Annotated in this window: 16 protein-coding genes and 1 tRNA gene; all 17 read right to left on the bottom strand. The window is 53.3% G+C overall.

Annotated features, from left to right (window positions below; genetic code table 11):
• Positions 1–107 precede the first annotated feature (107 nt).
• Complete coding sequence (locus U5L73_RS10740; RefSeq protein ID WP_322562343.1) at positions 108–3626, bottom strand: YjbH domain-containing protein; 3519 nt, start codon at positions 3624–3626, stop codon at positions 108–110.
• The gene (locus U5L73_RS10735; RefSeq protein ID WP_322562342.1) at positions 3623–4294 is read right to left on the bottom strand and encodes a YjbF family lipoprotein; all 672 of its coding nucleotides are present in this window, start codon (positions 4292–4294) and stop codon (positions 3623–3625) included. Before U5L73_RS10735 ends, U5L73_RS10740 begins: the two co-directional genes overlap by 4 nt.
• A gap of 113 nt (positions 4295–4407) precedes the next feature.
• Positions 4408–4614, bottom strand: a complete 207-nt coding sequence (locus tag U5L73_RS10730) for a hypothetical protein (RefSeq protein WP_322562341.1) — start codon at positions 4612–4614, stop codon at positions 4408–4410.
• A 480-nt stretch (positions 4615–5094) separates the two neighbouring features.
• Positions 5095–5826, bottom strand: coding sequence for a glycosyltransferase (locus U5L73_RS10725; protein WP_322562340.1), 732 nt, complete (start codon positions 5824–5826; stop codon positions 5095–5097).
• A gap of 43 nt (positions 5827–5869) precedes the next feature.
• Positions 5870–6889 (bottom strand): glycosyltransferase, encoded by a 1020-nt coding sequence (locus U5L73_RS10720; protein WP_322562339.1) that lies wholly within the window; start codon positions 6887–6889, stop codon positions 5870–5872.
• Positions 6889–7917 carry an EpsG family protein gene (locus tag U5L73_RS10715; RefSeq protein WP_322562338.1) on the bottom strand — a complete coding sequence of 343 codons (1029 nt, stop codon included), beginning with the start codon at positions 7915–7917 and terminating at the stop codon, positions 6889–6891. The genes U5L73_RS10720 and U5L73_RS10715 overlap by 1 nt, the downstream gene beginning before the upstream one ends.
• Before the next feature lie 6 nt (positions 7918–7923).
• On the bottom strand, positions 7924–9099 hold the full coding sequence (locus U5L73_RS10710) for a glycosyltransferase family 2 protein (RefSeq protein WP_322562337.1): 1176 nt from the start codon (positions 9097–9099) through the stop codon (positions 7924–7926).
• A complete protein-coding gene (locus U5L73_RS10705; RefSeq protein WP_322562336.1) occupies positions 9096–10106 on the bottom strand; it encodes a polysaccharide biosynthesis protein in 1011 nt (336 codons plus the stop codon). The genes U5L73_RS10710 and U5L73_RS10705 overlap by 4 nt, the downstream gene beginning before the upstream one ends.
• A 22-nt stretch (positions 10107–10128) precedes the next feature.
• Positions 10129–11508 (bottom strand): lipopolysaccharide biosynthesis protein, encoded by a 1380-nt coding sequence (locus U5L73_RS10700; RefSeq protein WP_322562335.1) that lies wholly within the window; start codon positions 11506–11508, stop codon positions 10129–10131.
• Positions 11505–12635 (bottom strand): DegT/DnrJ/EryC1/StrS family aminotransferase, encoded by a 1131-nt coding sequence (locus U5L73_RS10695; protein ID WP_322562334.1) that lies wholly within the window; start codon positions 12633–12635, stop codon positions 11505–11507. Before U5L73_RS10695 ends, U5L73_RS10700 begins: the two co-directional genes overlap by 4 nt.
• A gap of 6 nt (positions 12636–12641) precedes the next feature.
• A complete protein-coding gene (locus tag U5L73_RS10690) occupies positions 12642–13739 on the bottom strand; it encodes a DegT/DnrJ/EryC1/StrS family aminotransferase (protein WP_322562333.1) in 1098 nt (365 codons plus the stop codon).
• Positions 13740–13761: 22 nt separating this feature from the next.
• On the bottom strand, positions 13762–14643 hold the full coding sequence (locus U5L73_RS10685; protein WP_322562332.1) for a GNAT family N-acetyltransferase: 882 nt from the start codon (positions 14641–14643) through the stop codon (positions 13762–13764).
• A 130-nt stretch (positions 14644–14773) separates the two neighbouring features.
• On the bottom strand, positions 14774–16177 hold the full coding sequence (locus U5L73_RS10680) for an RNA-binding domain-containing protein (RefSeq protein ID WP_322562331.1): 1404 nt from the start codon (positions 16175–16177) through the stop codon (positions 14774–14776).
• 28 nt (positions 16178–16205) lie between these two features.
• Positions 16206–17303: a glycosyltransferase gene (locus tag U5L73_RS10675; protein WP_322562330.1), complete on the bottom strand. Its 1098-nt coding sequence runs from the start codon at positions 17301–17303 to the stop codon at positions 16206–16208.
• Between the two features lie 33 nt (positions 17304–17336).
• Entirely contained in the window at positions 17337–18527 is a 1191-nt protein-coding gene (locus tag U5L73_RS10670) for a Wzz/FepE/Etk N-terminal domain-containing protein (RefSeq protein WP_322562329.1), read from the bottom strand.
• A gap of 7 nt (positions 18528–18534) precedes the next feature.
• Positions 18535–20652 carry a polysaccharide biosynthesis/export family protein gene (locus U5L73_RS10665; RefSeq protein ID WP_322562328.1) on the bottom strand — a complete coding sequence of 706 codons (2118 nt, stop codon included), beginning with the start codon at positions 20650–20652 and terminating at the stop codon, positions 18535–18537.
• A gap of 534 nt (positions 20653–21186) precedes the next feature.
• Positions 21187–21276, bottom strand: a tRNA-Ser gene (locus tag U5L73_RS10660).
• Between the last annotated feature and the right edge of the window lie 7 nt (positions 21277–21283).

Below are 21283 nucleotides of genomic sequence, written 5' to 3'. Positions count from 1 at the left end.
GAAAGCAGTTGGGTCCGATCGACCAGCATGCCCATCATGGACCATACCGACGAGACCCTAGTGCCACCTCAACAGTATTTATTGGGATCCGTATAAGAATCCATGGTTTAGAAACTCTTCGTGGCACCTATCTTGCTTGGAGACACCTCTAGCTTCCAGCCCTTCTCCCTGCGCAGTTGCTGGTTAGACATCAGCGACCCGACTGCATACCCCAGCAAACCACCTGCTACCGTATCAGACAGCCAATGCTCACGCTGTTGCATGCGGCCAAATCCTGTTGCAGCGGCCAAGAGGTAGAGCGAAGGCATGTCGTACTGCTGGGCAAAGGGGGTCGCCAACGCAAATGCAGCTGCCATGTGGTTGGACGCAAAGCTTGAATCCCCCGCATTCCCACCTTGAAAAGCAGCTGCACCCTGGCCATCCAACGGACGCGCTCGGCCCACTGCAAACTTCAAGCCCAAATTAGCGCCCACGGCCACGCCAGCTGACAACAATGCCGTTTGGGCCGTGTTGGCTGTATGCTCACCTGCAAGGCCCGTCAACGCAACACCAGAGCCCGCTGCCATCAAGAAAGGAATGGCGCTGCCTATCTTGGCAGCGCGACCAGCTTCGCTGGCTTGGTGCTTCACAACCCACTTGTCCACTTGAGAGTCAAATGCACTGGCAGCCAGCACTACACCAGCACCCAGTAACCACGTGGAGGAAGGCACATCCCCGACGCTGCGGGTTGCACCCCAAACGTCATCCTTGCCACTCTTCCAACGGTCAACGGGCTCTGAATCTATTCGCGACAAATTACCCCCTGCTACAAACCGGTTTGCAGACCGGCTGGTAGGGTTCGAGGTAAACGCCATCGCCCGCGAATCGCGTTGCGCTGTCAGGTCAAACAAAGCAAAGCTGCGGTTTAAGCGAGCGCCCCCATCGCGCAGCAAAGGTGCCCATGTGACTCTCGCTACGCTGGGTGAAGACTTGGGCAACAACAGGTCAAAAGGTATAGACACATAAATACCCTTGTCGAAGCTACCCTCGCCAAACTGCGCGGCAGAAATATTGGTCTTGGTCGCCCAGGCACCAATCGTCGTGCCATTGGAAAAAACCCTGCGCACGTCCAGCGTGGCACCCACATCGCCTGCCAAATAGCGCCCGACCTGCAACTTCACTTGCAAATCGTTCCAGCCGGTGTCCCAGTAAGCCGTCGCGTGCCCCGTAGCTATCCCATAGTCACGCAAACCAAAATTTTGCGCGAAAGAACGCTGCCGCACCTGATTCACATCCACGCCAAAGGCTAACGGCCCCTTCCAAGGCCGATATAGCCACTCACCACCGATGCCCGCAAACATGGATTCCAAGTAGCCACCATACACACTCGCATAGTGGCCACCGCCCAAATCTTCCACATGGGTTAGCTGCAGATTGGGCACAGTGAATTGAGAGGTAGTGACGTACTGACGCGCATCCGTCCGGACGCGGGGCAAATTGCTTGGCCCATCAAACTTGAACGAATCGTAGTTATCCAAAACACGCGCATTGACGTTGCCACTCAGCCAAGTATTGGGCTGCAGGCTCAGGTTCAATTTAGCTTGCACACCCGCCTGATACAAGATAAAAGAATCCGGGCCGCCCAAAATCTGGCTGTAGCTCGGTTCAACCTCCAAAACCGGCGCTCGACCAAGCAAACCCGCGCTGTCCGCTTGATCGGTGCCTCGCTTATCAGAAATATGCGAGGGAGCTGCGTACACCTCCAAAGGAGGCAGCTTGAGCGATGGCGCATCCGCTCGGGTTTGGCTTGCCAGCCATTCGGCGCGATCCACCTGCACCCGTGTCATGGGCAAACCACGCTCGTGCAACTCCATCACAAAATGGCGCACATGGGCAGGCGCCCATTTATTCACAATCACCAGAGCCCGGTCCAAGCGCTCTTGGATATAGAGCGCACCATCCGTTTGGGCTTGCAGTTCCAAGGTAGTGCCATTCACAGCCGCGCTTTGCACCCGCCAACCGGAATACAGCCTGACCTCATCCGCCAGAAGAGCCGACTGCAAAGACACCGGATATGCAGCAGCCAAACGCGGCAGCGCAGGGTCCAAAGGCTTAGGCATTTCTACCTGGTTGACGTTGAAATGCAAAGTCAAACCAACAGCCGCGCGGTTGCCTCGCTCCACATACGCCGAGAAATCCACATTCGGCGAATACCGGTACACAGCTCCCCAGTTCAGCGGGCTATTTTGGGGCTGGGTCGTTGCGAAGGGCTCATTTTGGTAATTGTTTCCATCCAGCTCCGCCTTAAACACCCACTTGCCCGAAGGTGATGTCCACTGCACCCCACCAAAAACAGCGGCGTCTCCACGGAAGTAACTCTGATCATTCGTCGCACCACCCTGTTTCACCGTGAAAACAGAACGCGTTCTCCAGCCGGAGCCCAAAAACGCAAAAGGTGCAGACACCCCCGCGCGCGCGCCCATATAGCCCCAACCCAAGCCCACACTTGCATCCCAAGCACCCCAGCGCTTGTTTGCCACCAAGTACTCGCTGGCAAACAACCCAGTGCCACCCAAATCACGCAAACCCACGGCTACCTGGGGCGTCAAAACGCCCTCTTTGAGCAATCGCAGCTTCACATCAATCGACTTGTCTTTGTAGGTCTGGTCACCGGCAATATCCGGGCCGTATAAAGCGTTCGATATATCGGTGTACCTAAACCCCAACTCAAACCAATCCATGGGCTGCAAAAGCACACTCATTCTGGTGTAGGGGTAAATGGCAGAGGCATGTGTGCGCACCGTGCCCGCCGACTCCATGCGCGCGGACGGCGTTTGAATCAGCCCGATATCACCCCAATCAGATACTGTCAGCTGCAACGGCCGGACCTCTGCAGGTGCAGCAGGCAAACCACTTACCGGCTCCCCCACAGGCAACACCAGTTTGCCGGGGAAAAGCACATGGGCAGGCGCTTGGGTGGCCAAAATCCGGGCTATGTTCTCAGACTGGCTGAGTGGCAACACTCCACGGCGGGGCGCAAACAACCATGCACCCGGAGCCAGGGTGGCCAATTTATCGGCGTTCCACGCGGCTATACCTTCTTTGCTGACGCGGCCATCGGGCTGCGCCAACCATACCCAGTCAACCTCATCTGCATCGGCAAGGCAGGCCCGCACATACGCCCCCACTGAAGTGAAAGCGCCCTGCTCTACCAAGCAAACGCCACCACTATCAGACAAAACGGCCACCGAACCAGCCGCCCCATAGCGGTGCATGGTCTGCCCGCTCGCCAGCACAGGGTCTTGCTTGGGGGTTCCTTGCAACCAACGCGCATCGCTGCTCGCCAGCACCACACGCCCTGTGATTGGCAAGGACTGCAAAGTCGCAGCCAAACCACTGTTTTGCTCTGTTGGAGGCTGCGCCGTCAAGTAGGCCAATACAGCCTCTTTCAAGCGCAGCTGAGGCCCCTTCTCACCCTCAACACGCCATTGCACCATGTCTGAAGGCGTGCTTGCTGGCGCTGTGCGCAGCAGCCAATCACTTGCACGCTCGCCCGGCAACACCGGCACATCTGCCGCATACGCCTGCAAAGCAACTTGCCCCCACAACGAAACCACCCAAGCAATCTGTCGCATAGGAAAAATCATGGGTTCAAAGCCTTATCTCGCACCGGCAAAAGCTGCAAATTCATACACAAGTCAGGCGCTAGGCACTGCCTAGAAAAAACCACCGTGTCACGTCCATCCCGCTGCCCAAGGGCATACCAGCTTATCGGCAATCTTTGGGCCACAGCACCGGCCACCTGCTCTTGGTACCACCGGTATTTGGTGACATCCGACTGGCGCAAGCCACCGGCAAACATGGCAGAGGACATCTGCCCAAAATCCGCTTGCGGAACAGGGGCAAGCAACACACGCTCCTTCACCCCAAAGCGATAACTCGGAAGCACGCTGCGCACTCGCTCGTAGGCAGACGCTTGGGCACCCGCATCTGACCAAGCCACAGGCAGCGAGTGATAGCTTACAGAACTCCAGTCCGTAGGCAAACCCACCGTACCAACGATGCGACCTTGCTGCGTCTTGAGCACTTCGCCCAAAGACGAATACCACACCTCTACGGCACCGGCGGGGTGAGGCTCCACATACCCCAGAACCAGAAGAGCAGAACCAGCGCCGTCCACATCCACCCGGAGATAGCGATACGCTGGGTTCAGCGGTGCAGTGTCAACAGAAGGCCCCGACTTGGCCAAATTGCCTTGTAAAGCCGCGACCAAAGCCTGCTGCGCAGTGCTAGACGCACAACCCGCAGATAGCACAGCCCAACAGAAAACAAAAAGCCAAAAAGTGCGCCGCATAGATGTTGAGGAAAGGTCAGGCATAAAAAAACGGCGCCATGAGGCGCCATTTTTGGAGCTTACAACGAATTAGTTTACAGAAGCGGAAGCCGAGCTGCTATTCGAACTACTTGCAACAGCAACAGCAGTAGCAACACCGACAGCGATACCAGCAATAGCACCAGCAGAAAGACCACCAACAGCAGAACCTGCTGCTGCAGCAGCACCAGCACCAGCACCAGCACCAGCACCAGCACCAGCACCAGCACCAGCACCAGCACCAGCACCAGCTGCTTGCGCAAACACCGGTTGAGCCACCAGAGCGGAAACAGCTACTACAGCCGCCAAGAATTTAGAAACGTTCATCAGAACCTCCATTTGAAAAAACAGTCCACAGTGTACTTCATCTAGCAGATGTCAATCTGTGACATTCAGTTCGATTCGTATCACCGTTACCACAACCACAAAACAGAATCATTTTTAACGATAGCTAATGAAAATAAACGTTTCTCACGCAAGATATGCACAACTTCAATCCACACACAGGATAGAACTAGATTTCTAGGGCTACTGGCGTCACCCACCATCAAAACTTCCGCATAACGAATAAGGTTAGATCGCGCGAAGCCACGATCTGAAGTAAAACCATACGACACGTGCCACCACAAATATCTAGAAAACAAGCTGTAAGCCGTTGATTTCATTGGATTCCCACCGGGAAATTGGACGTGAACTGTCGAACTCGGGTGCTCTCATTCCATCAAGATGGGTCGGCCGGACGCTTACAGAAAAAGAAAGCGAAACGCGCTTGCGAGGTGCCATCGAAGATGGCGCAAACTGCGACGACTGGCTCGGCGGGCGTCGTGGACCACAGAGCAGGCCGGCTGAAGAACTGTGCGCCACCCCGCCCTTTTCAGGCGGAGACAGATATCCGCATCTTCCATGTACATGAAGTACCTGGGATCGAAGCCGCCGATCCCTTCGAACGCCGCCGATCTGTAAACGACAAACATTCCTGCAACCCAATCAACGTCTATTGGCTTGTCATTCCACGCGTAATCGGGCTCACGTTTCCCGAAAACGGTTCTCTTGATCAACCGTGTCAACGAAGGAAAGCGTCTCGCGCTGTCTTCGGTATGGCCCGCGGGAGAAAGAACCAGTGGCGCGATTGCGCCTATACCAGCGTCTTGGAAAGGGCCTAACAAAGCGATTTTGTTGAATTCGCCTATGCGAATATCAGGGTTGATAATCACAAAAAAATCACATTTTCTTGCTTCAAATGCAGAATTGTGATTTTCGCCGAACCCTTTTGGTTGATTGTTCTGAATGATCGTAATCGGCAGATTTCGAAATTCCTTAAGTGCAGACAGTTCTTCTTGAATGTTGATGGTGAGGATGATTGAGGTTTCGAGTAACTCAAATTTTTGAAGATCTCTCAAAAGATTACAAACAAGTGAAAGTTGTCCGTGGCTAACAATGGACAATGTGATGTGATTGTTTTTGAGTGATGGCATGTCGGCTTCTTGTAATTTTTTCCCTAAAACTGACCTTATTAATTCAATAAGGCCTGTAACCAAGCAAGCCAAAAAGCTTGGCGCTCCAGTAGGTAATTTTGGCATTGAATGCGGCGTAAGTCATGACTCTATTCTTCATCGAAAGGTGGTGAGGTGCTCGCGGTGTTTCAAGTAATGCAGGCTTGGATGCTGAGTGCATAGCCGAAACACAAGTCATGTAGTCGCTATAAGTGCGCACCCGAAAGGCCGCCTGGAAAATCATGTAGGTTGTGAACTTTAGGATGTGGGCATTGAAAATTTCTAGCTCACTTCCTGATGTCTCTGGACCAATGAAGGCAGATTTTTCGAGGAGAATTACATCATTCGCTTGTGTAATCTTTTGAGGGGTAAGAGTTCTTGTTGTGCTCTCTGTTCGGATCAGTGCGTGATACAAAACACTCTCAATAAACAGACATTTCCTTGAGTGTAATGAGAGCTTTCTTGAGAAGAATATGTCTTCGTAGGCTCTAAGATGTGGGAACTGAATTTTGTTTATCTTCAGAAATGATGTTCTGTATATCTTGTTGCATGGAGAGGTGTATACATCAGAATCTAGCAACGCCTTATGGAAAATCGCCCTGCCTGTAAGCTCTATCTGTTCGAATTTATTAATTTTTCGCTTTATTTTTCCGCTGCTTGTGATGAATTCTATTCCGAAGTTGGCAAAATCTGCATCACTTGTATTCATCAGCTCTAGTAAGGTGTGTGTTGTTTCTTTGCTGATCCAGTCATCTGGATCTACGAAGCAAACAAAACTCTTTTTTGCTAATTTCAATCCATTATTTCTAGCGCTGCCTTGGCCTTGATTGGCCTGTCTGATGTATCTGAATTTTGAATTTTGTGATGCATAATATTTGCAAATGTCTGAGGAGTTGTCGGTTGATCCATCATCCACAAGTATTGCTTCCCAGTGAACGGAGGTCTGATGTTCGATGCTATTCAGGCATTTTTTCAAGTACGGCTCAACATTAAATATAGGCAATATGAAAGAGATGCCGAGCTCATTGGTTGTGTTGTTCGACATTACTCTGACCAGTAAAATTTGTATGGCACGAAAGGGGCGTCGCCAATGCCGGCTTCTGATTGAAAATTGTTGAGTCTGAATGCCGAGCCAATCACAGATGTCAAGATGAGTGTTGTGAGAATTATCTTGGAGCTTTTCAGTTCGGATTTTTCACTTGCATAGATCACGAAGAGCAATATCAAAAAGTAATTTAGTTGCTGAAATCGCAGTCCCGCGTAGCTGATTTGTGTCACGCAATAAGTGGAGATGGACAGAATGAACAGGGTCTGCAATTTTCTACGGTGCGATTGCAGAATCGTCTTGCTCTTCCAGCAGCCAATGAGCACAAGAACGGACAGGAATAGCGGCGCCACACCAGCAGTAATACCCGGCTTTGAAAGCTCGGCATTGACCGATGCTTTCAGCAGAAAGTACTCTGAGCCCACCGATATCATTCCAATCAAAAAGGTGAGCATGAAAAGCAAGTACTTCCAATTCGGTTTGAGCAGTATCTGGAGGATGCCACTCAAATACAATGAGGATACCTGCATTGAAGCAGCAATCAGTGTTGATGATGCGTAGCGTAATCTCTGAGTGGACATGAGACTGTTCAACGATACCAGCATGATTGCAAATGCTAGGCCGTATCGCAGGCCATTCATGGTCATGTCGAAATAGAAGTAGGGAATGATTCCTAGGCTAATTGCCTGATAGGCGGTATTGGTACGCCACCTCGTGCACAGTAGCAGCAGTGTTGTGATTGTTGCAATCAATTTCACAGAAATCAATGGATCGGCTGAAACATGACCCAATGCAAGAATCAGAAATTCGAACCCCGGTTCAAAAAGGAAGTTATAGCCCCCACTCTGCTGAATTACTTCGATGGACTGCACGTACATCGGGAGATCCACGCCCACAGTCCCTCGCAGCCATACCAACGCAAACATAGGAAGTGTCGCTGCCACAACCCATCGTCTGGTGTTCTTGCGCCTCAGCCCGACGCCGAGGATGGCGAAGTAGAGCGCGTAAGTGAAGATATAGATGGCCATGTTAGTTCAATGCAACTCTAGCTGGGTCGCGTGCCGGCTCATGCTCATTTGGAACGCTAAGCTGGCTGCCTCGGTGTCGTCCAGATTCGGGAGCACTTGTTGGTCTTGGTTCTTCTTGATTTTTTGCAATAGGCGTTCGATGACTTTTTTTGCGATCCAGGTCGCTTCTGAAAAGGTCGCTGTGAATGCCGAACGAACAATCAGACCCCAAGTGGTTTGACGTCTGTATGCGGCAGCGGTTTTGAGTGTTTCCTGCAAAAACGGCCTGTGAAACATCAGGCACTTCAAGTACAGCCGGACGAAGTTAATTTGTTCTGTGAGGGCTCCGTGTTTTTGCACGGCCTTCAACAACGAGTATGACCAGACTGTGGGAACACTGTAGAACTCTGGAATACATGCATCCCATACGAGATCGCGGAAGGGCCGGATGTGTGCGTTGTCTCTCAAGGCTCCGACGTGCTTTCCCTTTGCACTCAGTCCTGCCGTGCTAGCGCCGGACGCGCCGGGGACAATGACCGGGTAATCTATGTAAACGCACTTTCGCGCCTCCTGCGAGATCAGGAACGCGCTGTATATATCGGGGCTGACGCCGCCGAACAGTGGGCCGTGTTCATCCTGAATGCGTTTTACCAATTCCATTGAGACAAGACCTGCATATGCCCTGGGCATCTCCATGACACCTCCGCCAAAGTTCACGAGCGCCTGCAATGCGGCCGCTTTGGCATCGTGCGGGGTAACCTTGCCACTGAAAGTACCGGTCCGCAAGGTTCCCGCGATGGCGTCATCCTGAGTCTTGTGGCGGAAGTCAGGCCAGAAGTAGAGGGTGGGAAAGCTAAACTTGATGGCGTCAATCTGGTGGATTTCTGCCCATTTGGCCACGGTCACAATCTGCTCGGAGACGAAGTCATCATCTCCGATGAAGGTCAGGTACTTGCCTGTGGCCGCTGCCAGCGCGGTGTTGAAGTTGCCCACCACGCTCAAGGTCTTGCCAGGACGGACAAGTTTGAGTCGCGACAGATGAGGGCTGTCGTGCAACTCAGCAGAGATGAGATCTTCAGCGCTGGTGTCACAAACCACTATTTCGACCGCGCCCTGAAGCGCCAACATAGACCGAATGGTCGGAACAGCATATTGCGCCCGTTCATGGGTAGGGATAACGACCGAAACGACCGGCTGGCTCATTTCTTCAGTTCTTCCTGGATATAGCTGAGCGTGAGCAGCAATTTTTTGATTTGAGGCACTGTCAACCGCTCAGTACTGTGAGACGTGTAGTCGTCGAGGGCATTCGCGTCTGGTTGCCCTTCAAGAATGAACTTGTCATAGTTGAGATCCCGGTTGTCCGCTGGGATTCGATAGTAGTCGCCCATATCTTCTGCCTTAGCCATTTCTTCGCGAGATACTAGCGACTCATAAAGCTTTTCACCGTGCCGCGTTCCGATTATTTTGATTGGTACTTCTGTCTTAAACAAGTCCTGAATTGCTTGAGCCAAATCGCCAATGGTAGAACCCGGAGCTTTCTGAACAAAAATGTCGCCCTGTTGACCGTGCTCAAAGGCATGCATTACCAAGTCCACCGAGTCTTCTAGCGACATCAGAAAGCGAGACATGCTCGGGTCTGTAATGGTCAGCGGCAGACCTGCCTTAAGTTTATCGACGAATAACGGGATGACCGAGCCGCGAGATGCCATGACATTGCCGTAACGGGTTGCGCAGATAACAGGCCCGCCTGCCTGGACGGTGCGCGATTTTGCAATAAGCAGCTTTTCTGCCATTGCCTTGGAGATACCCATAGCATTGATGGGATACACAGCCTTGTCAGTACTGAGTACAACTACTCTTTTGACATTCCTGTCGATTGCGGCGTTCATGACATTTTCCGTACCGTTGATGTTGGTCAGCACGGCTTCCATCGGGAAGAACTCACAGGAAGGCACCTGTTTCAGTGCTGCCGCATGGAAGACGTAGTCCACCCCCACCATGGCCCTGGAAATGCTTTCGTAGTTACGCACGTCGCCAATCTGAAATCTCACCTTTGGGTTGTTTAGTGCAATCCGCATGTCCTCTTGCTTCTTTTCATCCCGACTAAAAATCACAATTTCTTTGATGTCGGTGTTGAGAAAGCGATTGAGCACGGTGTTGCCGAACGATCCGGTACCGCCGGTGATCATGAGAACTTTTTCTTGTAGCATTTCCAATTCCAGGGTTTCGAGGTTAAAAGTGAGGCGCTGCGTAAGCGATTAGTACCCCGCCAGCAGCAAGTGGTAACAACATTACCAACGCGCGAGCCGCTGTGCGGCTAGCGTATTGGTGGGGTGGGGGTGGCTGCAGTTGTATCGCTCGCAACCAAGACACCACAGCGGATAGGCTGTGATAAGCAGCGTAAACCCAGCAAACACCTTCAGCACTGCCCTTTGCTGCAAAGCCAATCGTTGCCACCAGTGTGATAACGGTCATGGCGGTAGACATGCCAGCTTGTGCCGCGTAATCTTGATGGGCGACCAACAGGGTGTATGGGATGAAGCCTAGTGAACCAAATGCAATACCGGGAAGCAGTATGGACACATATTGCGACACGACAATCGAGTTGGATTGCCCGTGTAGCCACGCGTGCACTACAAAATCCCTGCCCAGCCAAAGTAAGGCGGAGGGTATGGCTACAGCGCAAATAACTGCAGTAGTGAATAGTCGTAGTTGACGCTCAGTTTCCTTGGCTGTGCCGTTGCTGATGCTCGCGACTATTCGGGGTTGAAAATACTGCGTGATAGGACCAGCCATAACGCTGATGGGAGTAAGGCACAACACACTGGCCAAGAAATAAGGGGCTAATTCAGATGGTGATAAAAAAGTGGAGATGATGACCTTGTCCAACTGCATTACTGCAGCACCAGCCAACCCAAAAAGCACTAATGGCTTTCCACGTAAGGCGATCTCCCGGGCGATGGGCAGCAGAGGTCGGATATTGAAACTTAACTGCCTACTGTCTAAGGCGCGATTACACAGCCAAGAGGTGGCGACCATCTGAATCACTGCAGTGACCGTTTGCGCAAGAAGGAAAGTAGTGAGGTTCGCACTGACTAATTTGAGTGCCGCAAGGGTGATGACCGCTCTGACAATCACACCGATGGTTTGTGCTTTGCCAGCTTGCAGATACGCCCTGCGAGCAAGTAGGGCCGACTGGCCCACATTTTGTACAGTTAGGGCCCAAAAGAAGACAACACAGGCAATAAGCTGCCATACCGAAACTGTGCTTGCCCAGATATTGCCAACAGCAACCGCTGTGACGAGAAGCACAAGATAGGCGATGTGCAGCACTAGTTGCGCTGCACTCAAGGTGACGTCGGCGGGGTAGTGACTTTGACCGGATGCCAAATCACGACCAACCAACGTTGACGTACCCAGATCCAACATGAGCAAGAACGCTTGAAGCGACAACACCAGGGCCACAATTCCAAAGGCCTCAGGCCCCAACAGTTGCTGATACCAAGGTAAAAAGAACATACCAACAACGATCGCACCAGACTTGCTAATGAATAGCATCAACAAGTCAAGTGCTGTGCGATAACGCGATATCGACTGGCTGGGTGCTGTCATCGGAGTTGACACGCATGCCTAACAGCGTTAACGATGTGGGTGATCTGATCATCGTCCAGCCACCAACCACACGGCAGGGCCAGTAGGTGATCCAAGACATAACCCGTACCGGGCATATCAACGGGCAAACTGTGAAACCCCGAGTACGTGTCATTTGGCTGATGCAGAACCGAACATTGGATTCCATTGCTCTTAAGTGCCGCAAGCACTTGGTCCCTACGCTCAACATAGAGCAACAAGCCCCAATATGCAGGTGAGCCACCTGGTACTGTATTCACAAGACGAATGCCCGCCGTACCCTCCAGCAGTTCACCCAATCGGGCCGCATTTTGCTTTGTCCGTTGCTGGCGGGCTGCGAGTGTCGGCAACTGCGATATCGCTACGGTGGCATTCAGTTGGCTGAACACTGCCGATATGCCAAGCTCGGGGACATCAGAGTCTGGGTTAATTTCGCCACGGGCATCGCGAAAGGTACTGAAGTCGATGCCGAAACGGCGCAGCTTACGTGCATGTTGCGCAGTCTGCACATCGGGGCAGACCAATGCACCGCCTTCCAACCCGTTGATCTGCCGATTCGGATAAAAAGAATACACCGCAAAGTCACCAGCTTGTCCGACAGGCTGGCCATGGAGTGTGGCCCCCAATGCGTTGTTGCAGTCCTCAATCAACGGAATGCCACGAGCACGGCATATTGTTGCGATTTCGTCCGTATTGGCAGGGTAGCCTGCGACGTGATAAAGCGCAACGGCCTTGACGGTCGACCCCAATTTACGCGCCAGATCTTGCGGACACATGGACATTGTCTCGGGGTCGAGATCAACCCAAACAGCACGCGCTTGAGAGATGCTAATCGCCGAGTTTGAAGAGAGGCATGAAAACGCCAGGGTAGCCACCTCGTCGCCCGGCTGAACGCCAGCGAGCCGTAGCGCGAGTACAAGCGCACTTGTCATATCGCTAGTAGTAACCACATGATCACTTCCGACGAGGAGACCGAATTCATTTTCGAACTGAGCCACATTCGGACCTGCGGCAATCTGCCCCGACTGCAGAACGCTCAACGCAGCATCTTCCATTTCCGGTAGGCGAACCGGATAGAAAAGCGGGATAACGGCGGCTTGAGTACCCACAACTGATCAACCTTTGCGAAGAGTCTCGACGATGTGTTGACGATCCTCGTCAGTAACCCACCATCCACAAGGAATATGTGTCAGGCGACGGTAGTAGGTTTCTAAGTTGGGCATCGGCCTTCGAAATGGTTCAAACACCGAATGAAGGTGATTGGGCCGATGTAATTTAGACGCCGAAACTCCGGCAGCGGCAAGTCTACGCTCAATGTCGTCCGAATCCTCGCTAAGCACACTGTAGAGCCAGTAAGAAGGCTCAGAGCCTAGATCGGTTCTGGTTACATCAAGGCCCGGGATTTTCGCTATTTCCTGATCGAAAAAGCGGCCGTTCTCTATGTGGCGATCGATGAGTGGCTGGATATACTCCAGTTGCACGACGCCCATCGCGCCGGCCACGTTGCTCATGTTGTACTTAAAGCCCGAGCGAGAAATGTCAACCTCGGTACGGGGTACACCCTTGGCCATACCGAACCAGCGAAGTTTGCGAGCTAGCGTCGCATAATTGGCATCGCGCATAGTTAGCACACCACCATCGATAGTGGTCATGTGCTTAATTGCCTGCAGCGAAAAAATACCAAAGTCACCAATAGTGCCGATAGGTTGGCCGTTGTGTTTCGCTCCCAGAGCATGTGCCGCGTCTTCAATCAACGCGATGCCGTGTAGATCGGCTACTCGCCGTAGGGCTGCCAAATCAGCCGGAAACCCGGCATAGTGAACCACAGCAATGGCTTTAGTACGTGGCGTTACCGCTGCTGCTACTGCCTCGGGCGAAAGATTTCCAGTCTGCGCATCCACATCCGTAAACACCGGAACAGCACCACACTGAAGGATCACAGTATTTGTGGGCTCCGCCGTCATTGACGTGGTAATGACTTCATCGCCTGCATTTACGTTAGCCAAGAGGAGTGCAATGTGTAAGGCTGCTGTGCCGCTACTCATTCCTATAGCCATTGGCAGCTCAAATGTGGCAGCAAACTCCTTCTCGAAACGATACACATGCTCGCCTTCCGCAATCATGCCGCTGTAGAGGACTTGTTCTAAGGCTGGCATTAATACTTCGCGCGGTGGCATCGCGACCTTAACTAAAGGAATAGATATTGCGTTCATGAAATAGTGCTTTTGGGTAAATTCAAATACGGTCCAATATTCCCACCTTCGGCCACCTAAATGGAACTTGGTCAGAAAGCAATTTTGTCATTCGACTTGTTGCAGCGGTTAATTGGAATTCCATGCCTTTTGATGCCAGTAGCGTCATGACCGCATCGTCCGGGTAAGTGTTTAGAAACCATTTTCTGGGAAGCACCTGTCCTATAATTTTCAGAACGACATCAGCCTCCCCATCCCAATCGGCTACTGTTGGCCCCGTTTGTGTCTGCAGAACAACGAGCCGGCTTCCATCCTGCGAATATTCGATTGCCCCAGTGGCAAAGGGCGGTAATCCTCTTCGCAATCCGATATCGGTGGTCGTAGGCCAGTCCTTTTGACAAATGGCTGAAAGTGTAACTGCGCTAATAGGCGTGGCCGACAGGCATTCGACTGACCCGAACAGTTCACGCCCCGCAATGAAGAATCCTTGTCCTAAATAGACGTCAGGTTTTTGGGTCCATAACATCAATCCTTTCCAATGGCGAGCAATGCCAACTTCAACGGCACCTAGCATAAGTTTGCTACTAATTCCCAGGCGCCTGAATTTTGGCGTGACGCACACCAACCCTATCAAACCAAAACTATCGCCAACTGCAGACTGAATTACCCGTATTACCAATGCGGCCACAGCCGTCTTTTTCCAGCTCAAAGCCTGGTCGTAAATTGTCAAACAGTAAGTGCTACTTGCATCACTCATCCAGGGAAAATGGACATCCAAGCTTATGCCCCGATTGCGAGACTCGAAAAATGTCGCCCAAATTAGGTCGCGCGATTCCAATGGCACTTCATTGGTCAGGACAACTTGAGGATCTAACGGAACTGAGAAGGGTGTTAACACGGTTTGGGCAATCGTCTGATGACTCATCACAGAATATTCGCTATAGAATAAATATCAACTTAGGTAACCCTAACCTGGGCTAAAGTTACTTTTCTCTCCACCATCGGCAAGCACCAGCAAAACTGCACCACCCGTGCATAGACAACGTGTTGCGGGCTCATTTCTTTTGCTCCGTCAGGAAGTACCCGCCCGTTTTGGGCGCGCCAGTGAACTGTATTTGTCCATCGGCTTTAAGTTGTTTGAGCCAGCGCTCTATGGTTCGCTGTGGTTTGCCTGACAGCGTCACCAATTCTGCGGCTTTCAAGCCCGGCCGCACCCGAATGATCGCTAGTAGGTCCTCTGGCGTATTTACACCGCCATTTACACCCTCACCCGCAGTGCTGGTTTGGCTTTTAAGTTGGGTAAAGGTTGCCACAACACCGCCAAATTTTTCCTCAACGGTAAATTCAACTTCAGGGTAGTCGAGCAGCGCCTTGCGGATGCGAATGAAGCCGCTACCGTATTTCTCGATGGCATTCACCAGATAGAAACCTTTGGCTACGAGCTTGTTACGCAGACTAGACTGGTAGCTGTCGGCCTGTACGTCTGCCACCGTCAGCTTGCCGAAAAAGGTGCCCGGGCTAAATATAGTGATTTGTTTGTCGAAAATTTTGACCTGAATGTCTGAACCATCGGTGTAGTCGCGGTGCACCACGGCATTGAGCAGCGCCTCGCGCAAGGCGGGCAATAGGTAGGCATAGCGCTCTTTGCGCTGAATGCTGCCATCAAACTCAAAGGCTACGGCGACGTATGAAACGATGAACTTCATCGCCTGGTCAACCGCTTCAAATAGGGTGTCGGTGATCTGACGGTCATCAATGATCAAGTCGGGCGTTTTGAAGCGGCCAATATGAATGTGGTGCCGCAATGGCTCTTGGGCAAATAGCAGCATGGCAGCCCAAGTGGGCTGGCCTTGCTGGATGTAATTGAGCTTTTCAAGTGCCTGCATTGGCGTCGCGGTATCAAGTGCAAAACGGCCACTGGCGTTGACTTGGCTCACAAACCGTTCTATTTTGGCTGGCGATAGATCGTCAACTTTGGCGTGGGGCGCCGGGTAAGCATCCCACGAGAGTTGCAGGGTCTGCATGTACAGATCGGCAATTTGGCTGGCGTTGAGCGCTTGGTTCGTGTTAGCCACACGCTTGTAGTAGCGGCCTTTAGTGCTGACTGGCTTCACAGGGAACTCGGCCACGTCGACGGTAACGACTGCCTTACCGCCAATCTGATGCGGTTTAAGATCAGGAATGATGGACGGGCTAGTGGCTGCTTTGATGTGCACCAGACATTCGTTAAGGCGTTCCTTGTCCAAGGTGATGCCTTGCACATTGCCAGAATCGGTAACGCCGATCAGCACCGTACCGCCCTGCGCGTTGGCAAAGGCAACCAAGGTTTCCACGGTGGCTTTGTCGAAGCTGGATTTGAACTCCAACGTCTGAGATTCTCCAAAAAGTAGCAACCCACTCAAGAGCTGCCGCGCAGAAGCTGCAGCGGTGTCTGGGGTAATCGGTGTGTTTATAGTCACGTCGATTTGCTATATTTTTAATAGCTGCTTACTCAACATTGACGGGAGCTACTGCCGCTTTTCGCTCAAAAAAGGGCAGGCACCAGCGGAATTGGGTCAGGCGGGCATAAATGACGGCATACGTAAAAACCGCAACGCCAAAACCTACGGCCAGCATGGCGGGCTGTTCTGCGAATACCACGGCCCACCCGGCTGGCAGCGCCGCGTACAACCAGCAAAAGGGGCTGGTCAAACCATTTTTGAGGGCGGCGCTGTGGCCAGGAAACAACTTGCACACCAGCCGACGGTGCAAAAAATGGTGCAGGTGCGCCTTGTCAGGCTGGCCTGGATGGTGGCCTTCGCGTTTGCGACGGCGTTGCACCGAGAAGGCAACCTCCAGCACTGGGTAGGCGCACACCAGCATGGTGGTCCAGGCGGTGAGCTGCGCATTCCGCATGGGCAGCAGCACGGCCATCCAGGCGAGCAAAAAGCCCAGCAAGTAGGCACCGCCATCCCCCAGAAAGATTTTTCCCAGCGGCCAGTTCATGGCACCAAAGCCTAGCGCTACGGCGGCTACAGCAAAGCAAACGGTGGCAGCAGATGCATCGCACACGCCAAATGCAATCCACCCCATGGCGGCCAGCATGATGGCCACCGAGCCCGAGGCTAAGCCGTTAAAACCGTCGATGATATTCACCGCATTGGCCACACCCCCCACGGCAAACGCTGTAAACAGCACTGCAACGGGTGTAAATGCCAACAGCCAATCCAACGGACCCACACCTGTATTGCGCATGGCGACCCCCGTAAGGTACCAAGCCACCGCACCGCTAATCATGGTGGCCAGCAGGCGGGGCACCACGCCTACCTTTTTAGTAACGTCTTCCAGCAAGCCAGCTGCAAAAGCTGGAAGGCTGGCTAGCAACATGGGGCCCAGAATAGCCTGCACATTTGCAGCAGCAAATGCCCAAACCGCCAGCAAACCCAACACGACGGCCACACCGCCAATGCGCGGCGTGGGGTGCTCGTGGTGCTTTTGCACACCGGCGATGCCATCCATGCTGAAATGACCATGCCAATTTTGAGATAACACCAGCAGCAAAGCTACTAGCAACGATGCCCCGAACCCAATAGCCAAAATTGACATACGCGTCGCCCTTGATATTTTTAGAAAGACCGGTTACGCCCGTCCAAGGGCTTTGCCCCAGGCACGGCCTAGCAGGACTAACTTCTCTGCGGAATTCGGGTCTTGTGCCGCGCTGCGCAATGCGTGGCGGATAAAAACGAATAGCAACAGGGCAAAGCCTGTGGCCAGCGTGGCGACCAGTGCAATCATTGCTTTCTTGGGCTTGCTTTTGCGCTCAGGTGCTTGGGCAGCGTCTAGCACTTGAATAACAGCGCCTTCGCGACTCTCGTCCACTCGGGCTATTTCGTACTGTTTGGCAAACAGCTCAAACAGGGTTTCGTTGTATTTGAACTCGCGGAACTTGGCGATGTAGTCGCTATTGCTCCCGTTGCCACTATTTGCGCCGCTGCCTGCAGCGGGCTCTTCAGCCTCGGCACGGGCCATTTGCGCGCGCATGGCCGCCAGCTCGGTTTGAGCTTGCTTGAAGTCGGCTGCACTTTCGCTTAAGTAGCCGCGCATGCTGGCTAGTTTGATTTCTTGGGCGGTAATGGCGGCTTTAAGCTTGGCCAGGCCTTCCACTGCGGCCTGCGGGTTGGCTTTGAGAACATTGCTGCTAACACCGCTGGCCTTGAGCGCTTGCTCGGCTTTGACCAAGCTGTCTTTTGCTTGGGCCAGCTGCTTCTCAAAGAACACGCGGCGTTGCTGGGCTTCGGTAACGGCCAGTCGGCTTAACAGCTTGCCCAGCTCTTCCACGTGGGCGTTGGCCAATTGGGCGGCAAAGGCAGGGTCTTTGTCGTCAGCCTCGATGGTGATAAGGCCGTCTTTGCCACTGCTGGCCCGAATGTTACTGTCCAGCTCAAGCCGCGTGTCTTGCTTGAATTTTTGCTCGTAGCGCTCGGTCAGCTGAAAACGGTCAATCAAAGCGTCTTGCACACTACGGCTTTTAACGAACGCTACGTACTGGTCCGCCGGGTTTTTAATGCCCCCCGCAGCACCTGCCAACCCACCCAAAGCCCCCAGCGACTGCAACAAACTTGCAGCCCCACTAGCCTGCTGCTGGGGCGGCATGAATTTGGTGGTGGCGGTAAAGGTGGGGGTGATGGAAAAGCTGATGCCCAAGGCCAACAAGCCCGCAGCCAACGGCCCTAGCACCAACAAGCGCAGGTTTTCCACTACCACCTGCAGCGAGTCTAGCAGGCTGATTTCGTCGTCTTCGCCCGTGGCGGGCGTTGTGTTGTCTGTCATGTCGCGCTCAGTTCCTCAATGTTCTGATGGCTGCCAGACCCAGGCCCAAGTTGGACAAAATTTGGGTCCAGTCTTTCAGGGCGCGCACGGTGAAGTTGTAGCGGCTTTCGCGGTCGATTTGTGCGGGCACCACCAGAGTGTCACCAGGCATGACGACCACAGATTCAAAGCCGCCACCAAAGAACCCTGACCTATCCCGGCGGGCGACGATACTGCCATCGGCCCTCAGGACGAAGGCTTGGTCGGGCTCTGCGTCTTCGGTGAGCCCGGCAGACTTGACGATTTCGCCGACCGTTTTACCCGGACGATACAAAAACACGTTTTCATTGTTGACAGAGCCAAATGCAGACACATGACTCGGCGTGGCGGGGACGACGATGCGGTCACCTTCCTCCAAAACCACACTAGGCAAGGCTGCCAGAGTTGCCGCAGCAGTATTTAGCTCTAGTGCCATGCGGCCATTGCTTCGCAGGGTTTTTAGTCGCTCGATTTGGGCTTTAAGCTGCGCTTGCTGCTGTTGCAGTACAAGCTGCGCTTGGGCGACTGCTTCAGGGGATTTGCTGTTTGCTGCAGTTGCAGAGATTTGGGCTTGGGCTTGGGATTCGAGGCGGCGAATAAGTGCCTCAATGTTTTCTTGCTGGCGCTGTCGCACGCTTTCGCGGCTGAACTCGATACCGAAAACATAGGCATGCGCGGTGATGCCGCCGATACGGCGCAGCAGTTGCGGCATAGTTTCACCGGGGAGTGCCTGATAGACGCCGGGGGCGGGCACTTCACCCTCTACCCGAACCATGCGGCTCTGCTTTTCCTGAGGGAGGCGCAAGTCGTTGTGGCTCAAGATGGTGACCACATCGCCTGCCAGAAGCTCCAGATTATTTGCGGGGTCTTTGTCAACCACTGCTTTTTTTAGGTTGAAAGGAATAAGACGGCTAACGAGCTGCCCCTTATCCAAACGCTCTACAACGGCGTAGTCCCAGTTGATTTGCTCATCGGTGGCACCAATGCGTGACAAGGTTTTGGAGCCCGCCCTTGAAGACTCGGGATTGCGGGAATCCGGGCCTATGTTTTGCACGAGCAGGTTTTTCTTTTTGTAGTATGCGGCAGTGATCAGTGCTTCACGCTCGGGTATCAGGTCAGAAACCCGCATGCCAGCGGCCCAGCGGTAACGAAGGGGTTCAGCCACAGCACCTTGCAGCGTGACCGCATTACCAAATGCCTGGCTGATGGGTAGCAGGGTGAGCAAGTCGCCGTCGCGCAAAGCGTATTTGGAGCCGTCGCCTTGCAATGAAAGTTCCTGCACTTGGCGAGGCGGGGTTTGCGATGCGTCAATGCGTTCTAACAATGCTTTTTGTGTTTGGGCTAGTGTCGGCACTCCGCCGCCGGATGACAAAACTTCTGCGACGGTCGTGCCAGTGGCTTTGAGTTCATAAATGGCGGCTTGGTCCAATGCGCCAGTGACTGCGACTCGCGGGCCAACCGGGGGAACGACGATGACGTCGCCGGCCTGTAGTGCTATGTCCTGGCCCTTGTCACCCTTGCTGATGAGGTCATACAGGTCAAACACTGCGATCAAGCGCCCTGCGCGCTTTACTTGTATGTTGCGCATGGAGCCGCTGTTTGCAGGGCCGCCACTGGCAAATAGCGCATTCACCACGGTTCCCATGCCGGGCACCTTGTGCGGGCCGGGTGCGCGCACTTGCCCTACCACGTAGACCTGTATGGATTTCAGGCGACCCAATGTGGCGCTGAGCTGGAAGTTGGTAAATACTTTTCCTACTTGACTGCGCAAGGCACGATCTAAGTCTTGTACCGGGAGGCCAATCAAAGAAAAGGTACCCACTTTTGGGATGCTGATTTGACCGTTGCGGTCTATGGTGTGACTGCCGGAGTAGTCCACAGCGCCCCAGATTTGCACGCGCACCTCGTCACCGACGCCCAGAATGTATTCCGCGGGCACGGGCAAGGTGCTGTCTGCAGTGGACTGCTGGGATTCAAAGAAGTCGCTGCCATAAATGGGAAGCAGCTTGCCAGTTGACTCTTGCACAAAGCGCTGAAACTGACTGGGCAACTGCGGGCGAATCACCGGCTTAGGGCTTGCAATGGGCGCGCTGTCCTGAGGCAGCATGGCTTTTGCACCTGTGGTTTCCGTACCCTGGAGGAGGCTTGGGCTTATGGTACCGGTACCCACGGCGCTCGTTGCGGGAAAAAGCGCAGCGGATGCAGCCTCATCACCCAAGCCGGAGGCAGGCAGGCCCCGTTGAGCCAAAGCAGGGTTACTGCAATAAATCGCACTCACGGCAAAGACCAGGCCAACACTGCGCGATAAGGAACGTCCGATTACCGTGGGGCTAGCAATATGGAACACCGCCTTGATAGCGGATGCGAGTGCATTTAACAAAGCAAGACCTCTTGATTGTTCTGAATGAAAGCTAAAAGCACTCTGGACTCAGAGCTTGGCGTTACTGTGGCTGAGGGACAGCATTGACGCACTTACTAGATGCCATGGGTGCATGAAGGCGTACGCCCATACAGGCCTGCCCACCCCCCCCGTTTTTGCCGGTCAGTATACTCGTTCGCAACGGCCTATCATTTGACTCGCACCTGATAGAAGAAACAAAAAACCCTCGTAACCCATTGAATTACGAGGGTTCTTCAATACTGGCGGAGCAGGCGGGATTCGAACCCGCGGTGGGTATTACCCCACGCACGCTTTCCAGGCGTGTGACTTAAACCGCTCATCCACCGCTCCTGAGCCT

The sequence above is a fragment of the Rhodoferax sp. genome (assembly GCF_034520025.1).
GTDB lineage: Bacteria > Pseudomonadota > Gammaproteobacteria > Burkholderiales > Burkholderiaceae_C > Allorhodoferax.
The sequence above is the reverse complement of the archived record's forward strand: the minus strand, read 5'-3'. Positions and strand labels throughout refer to the sequence as shown.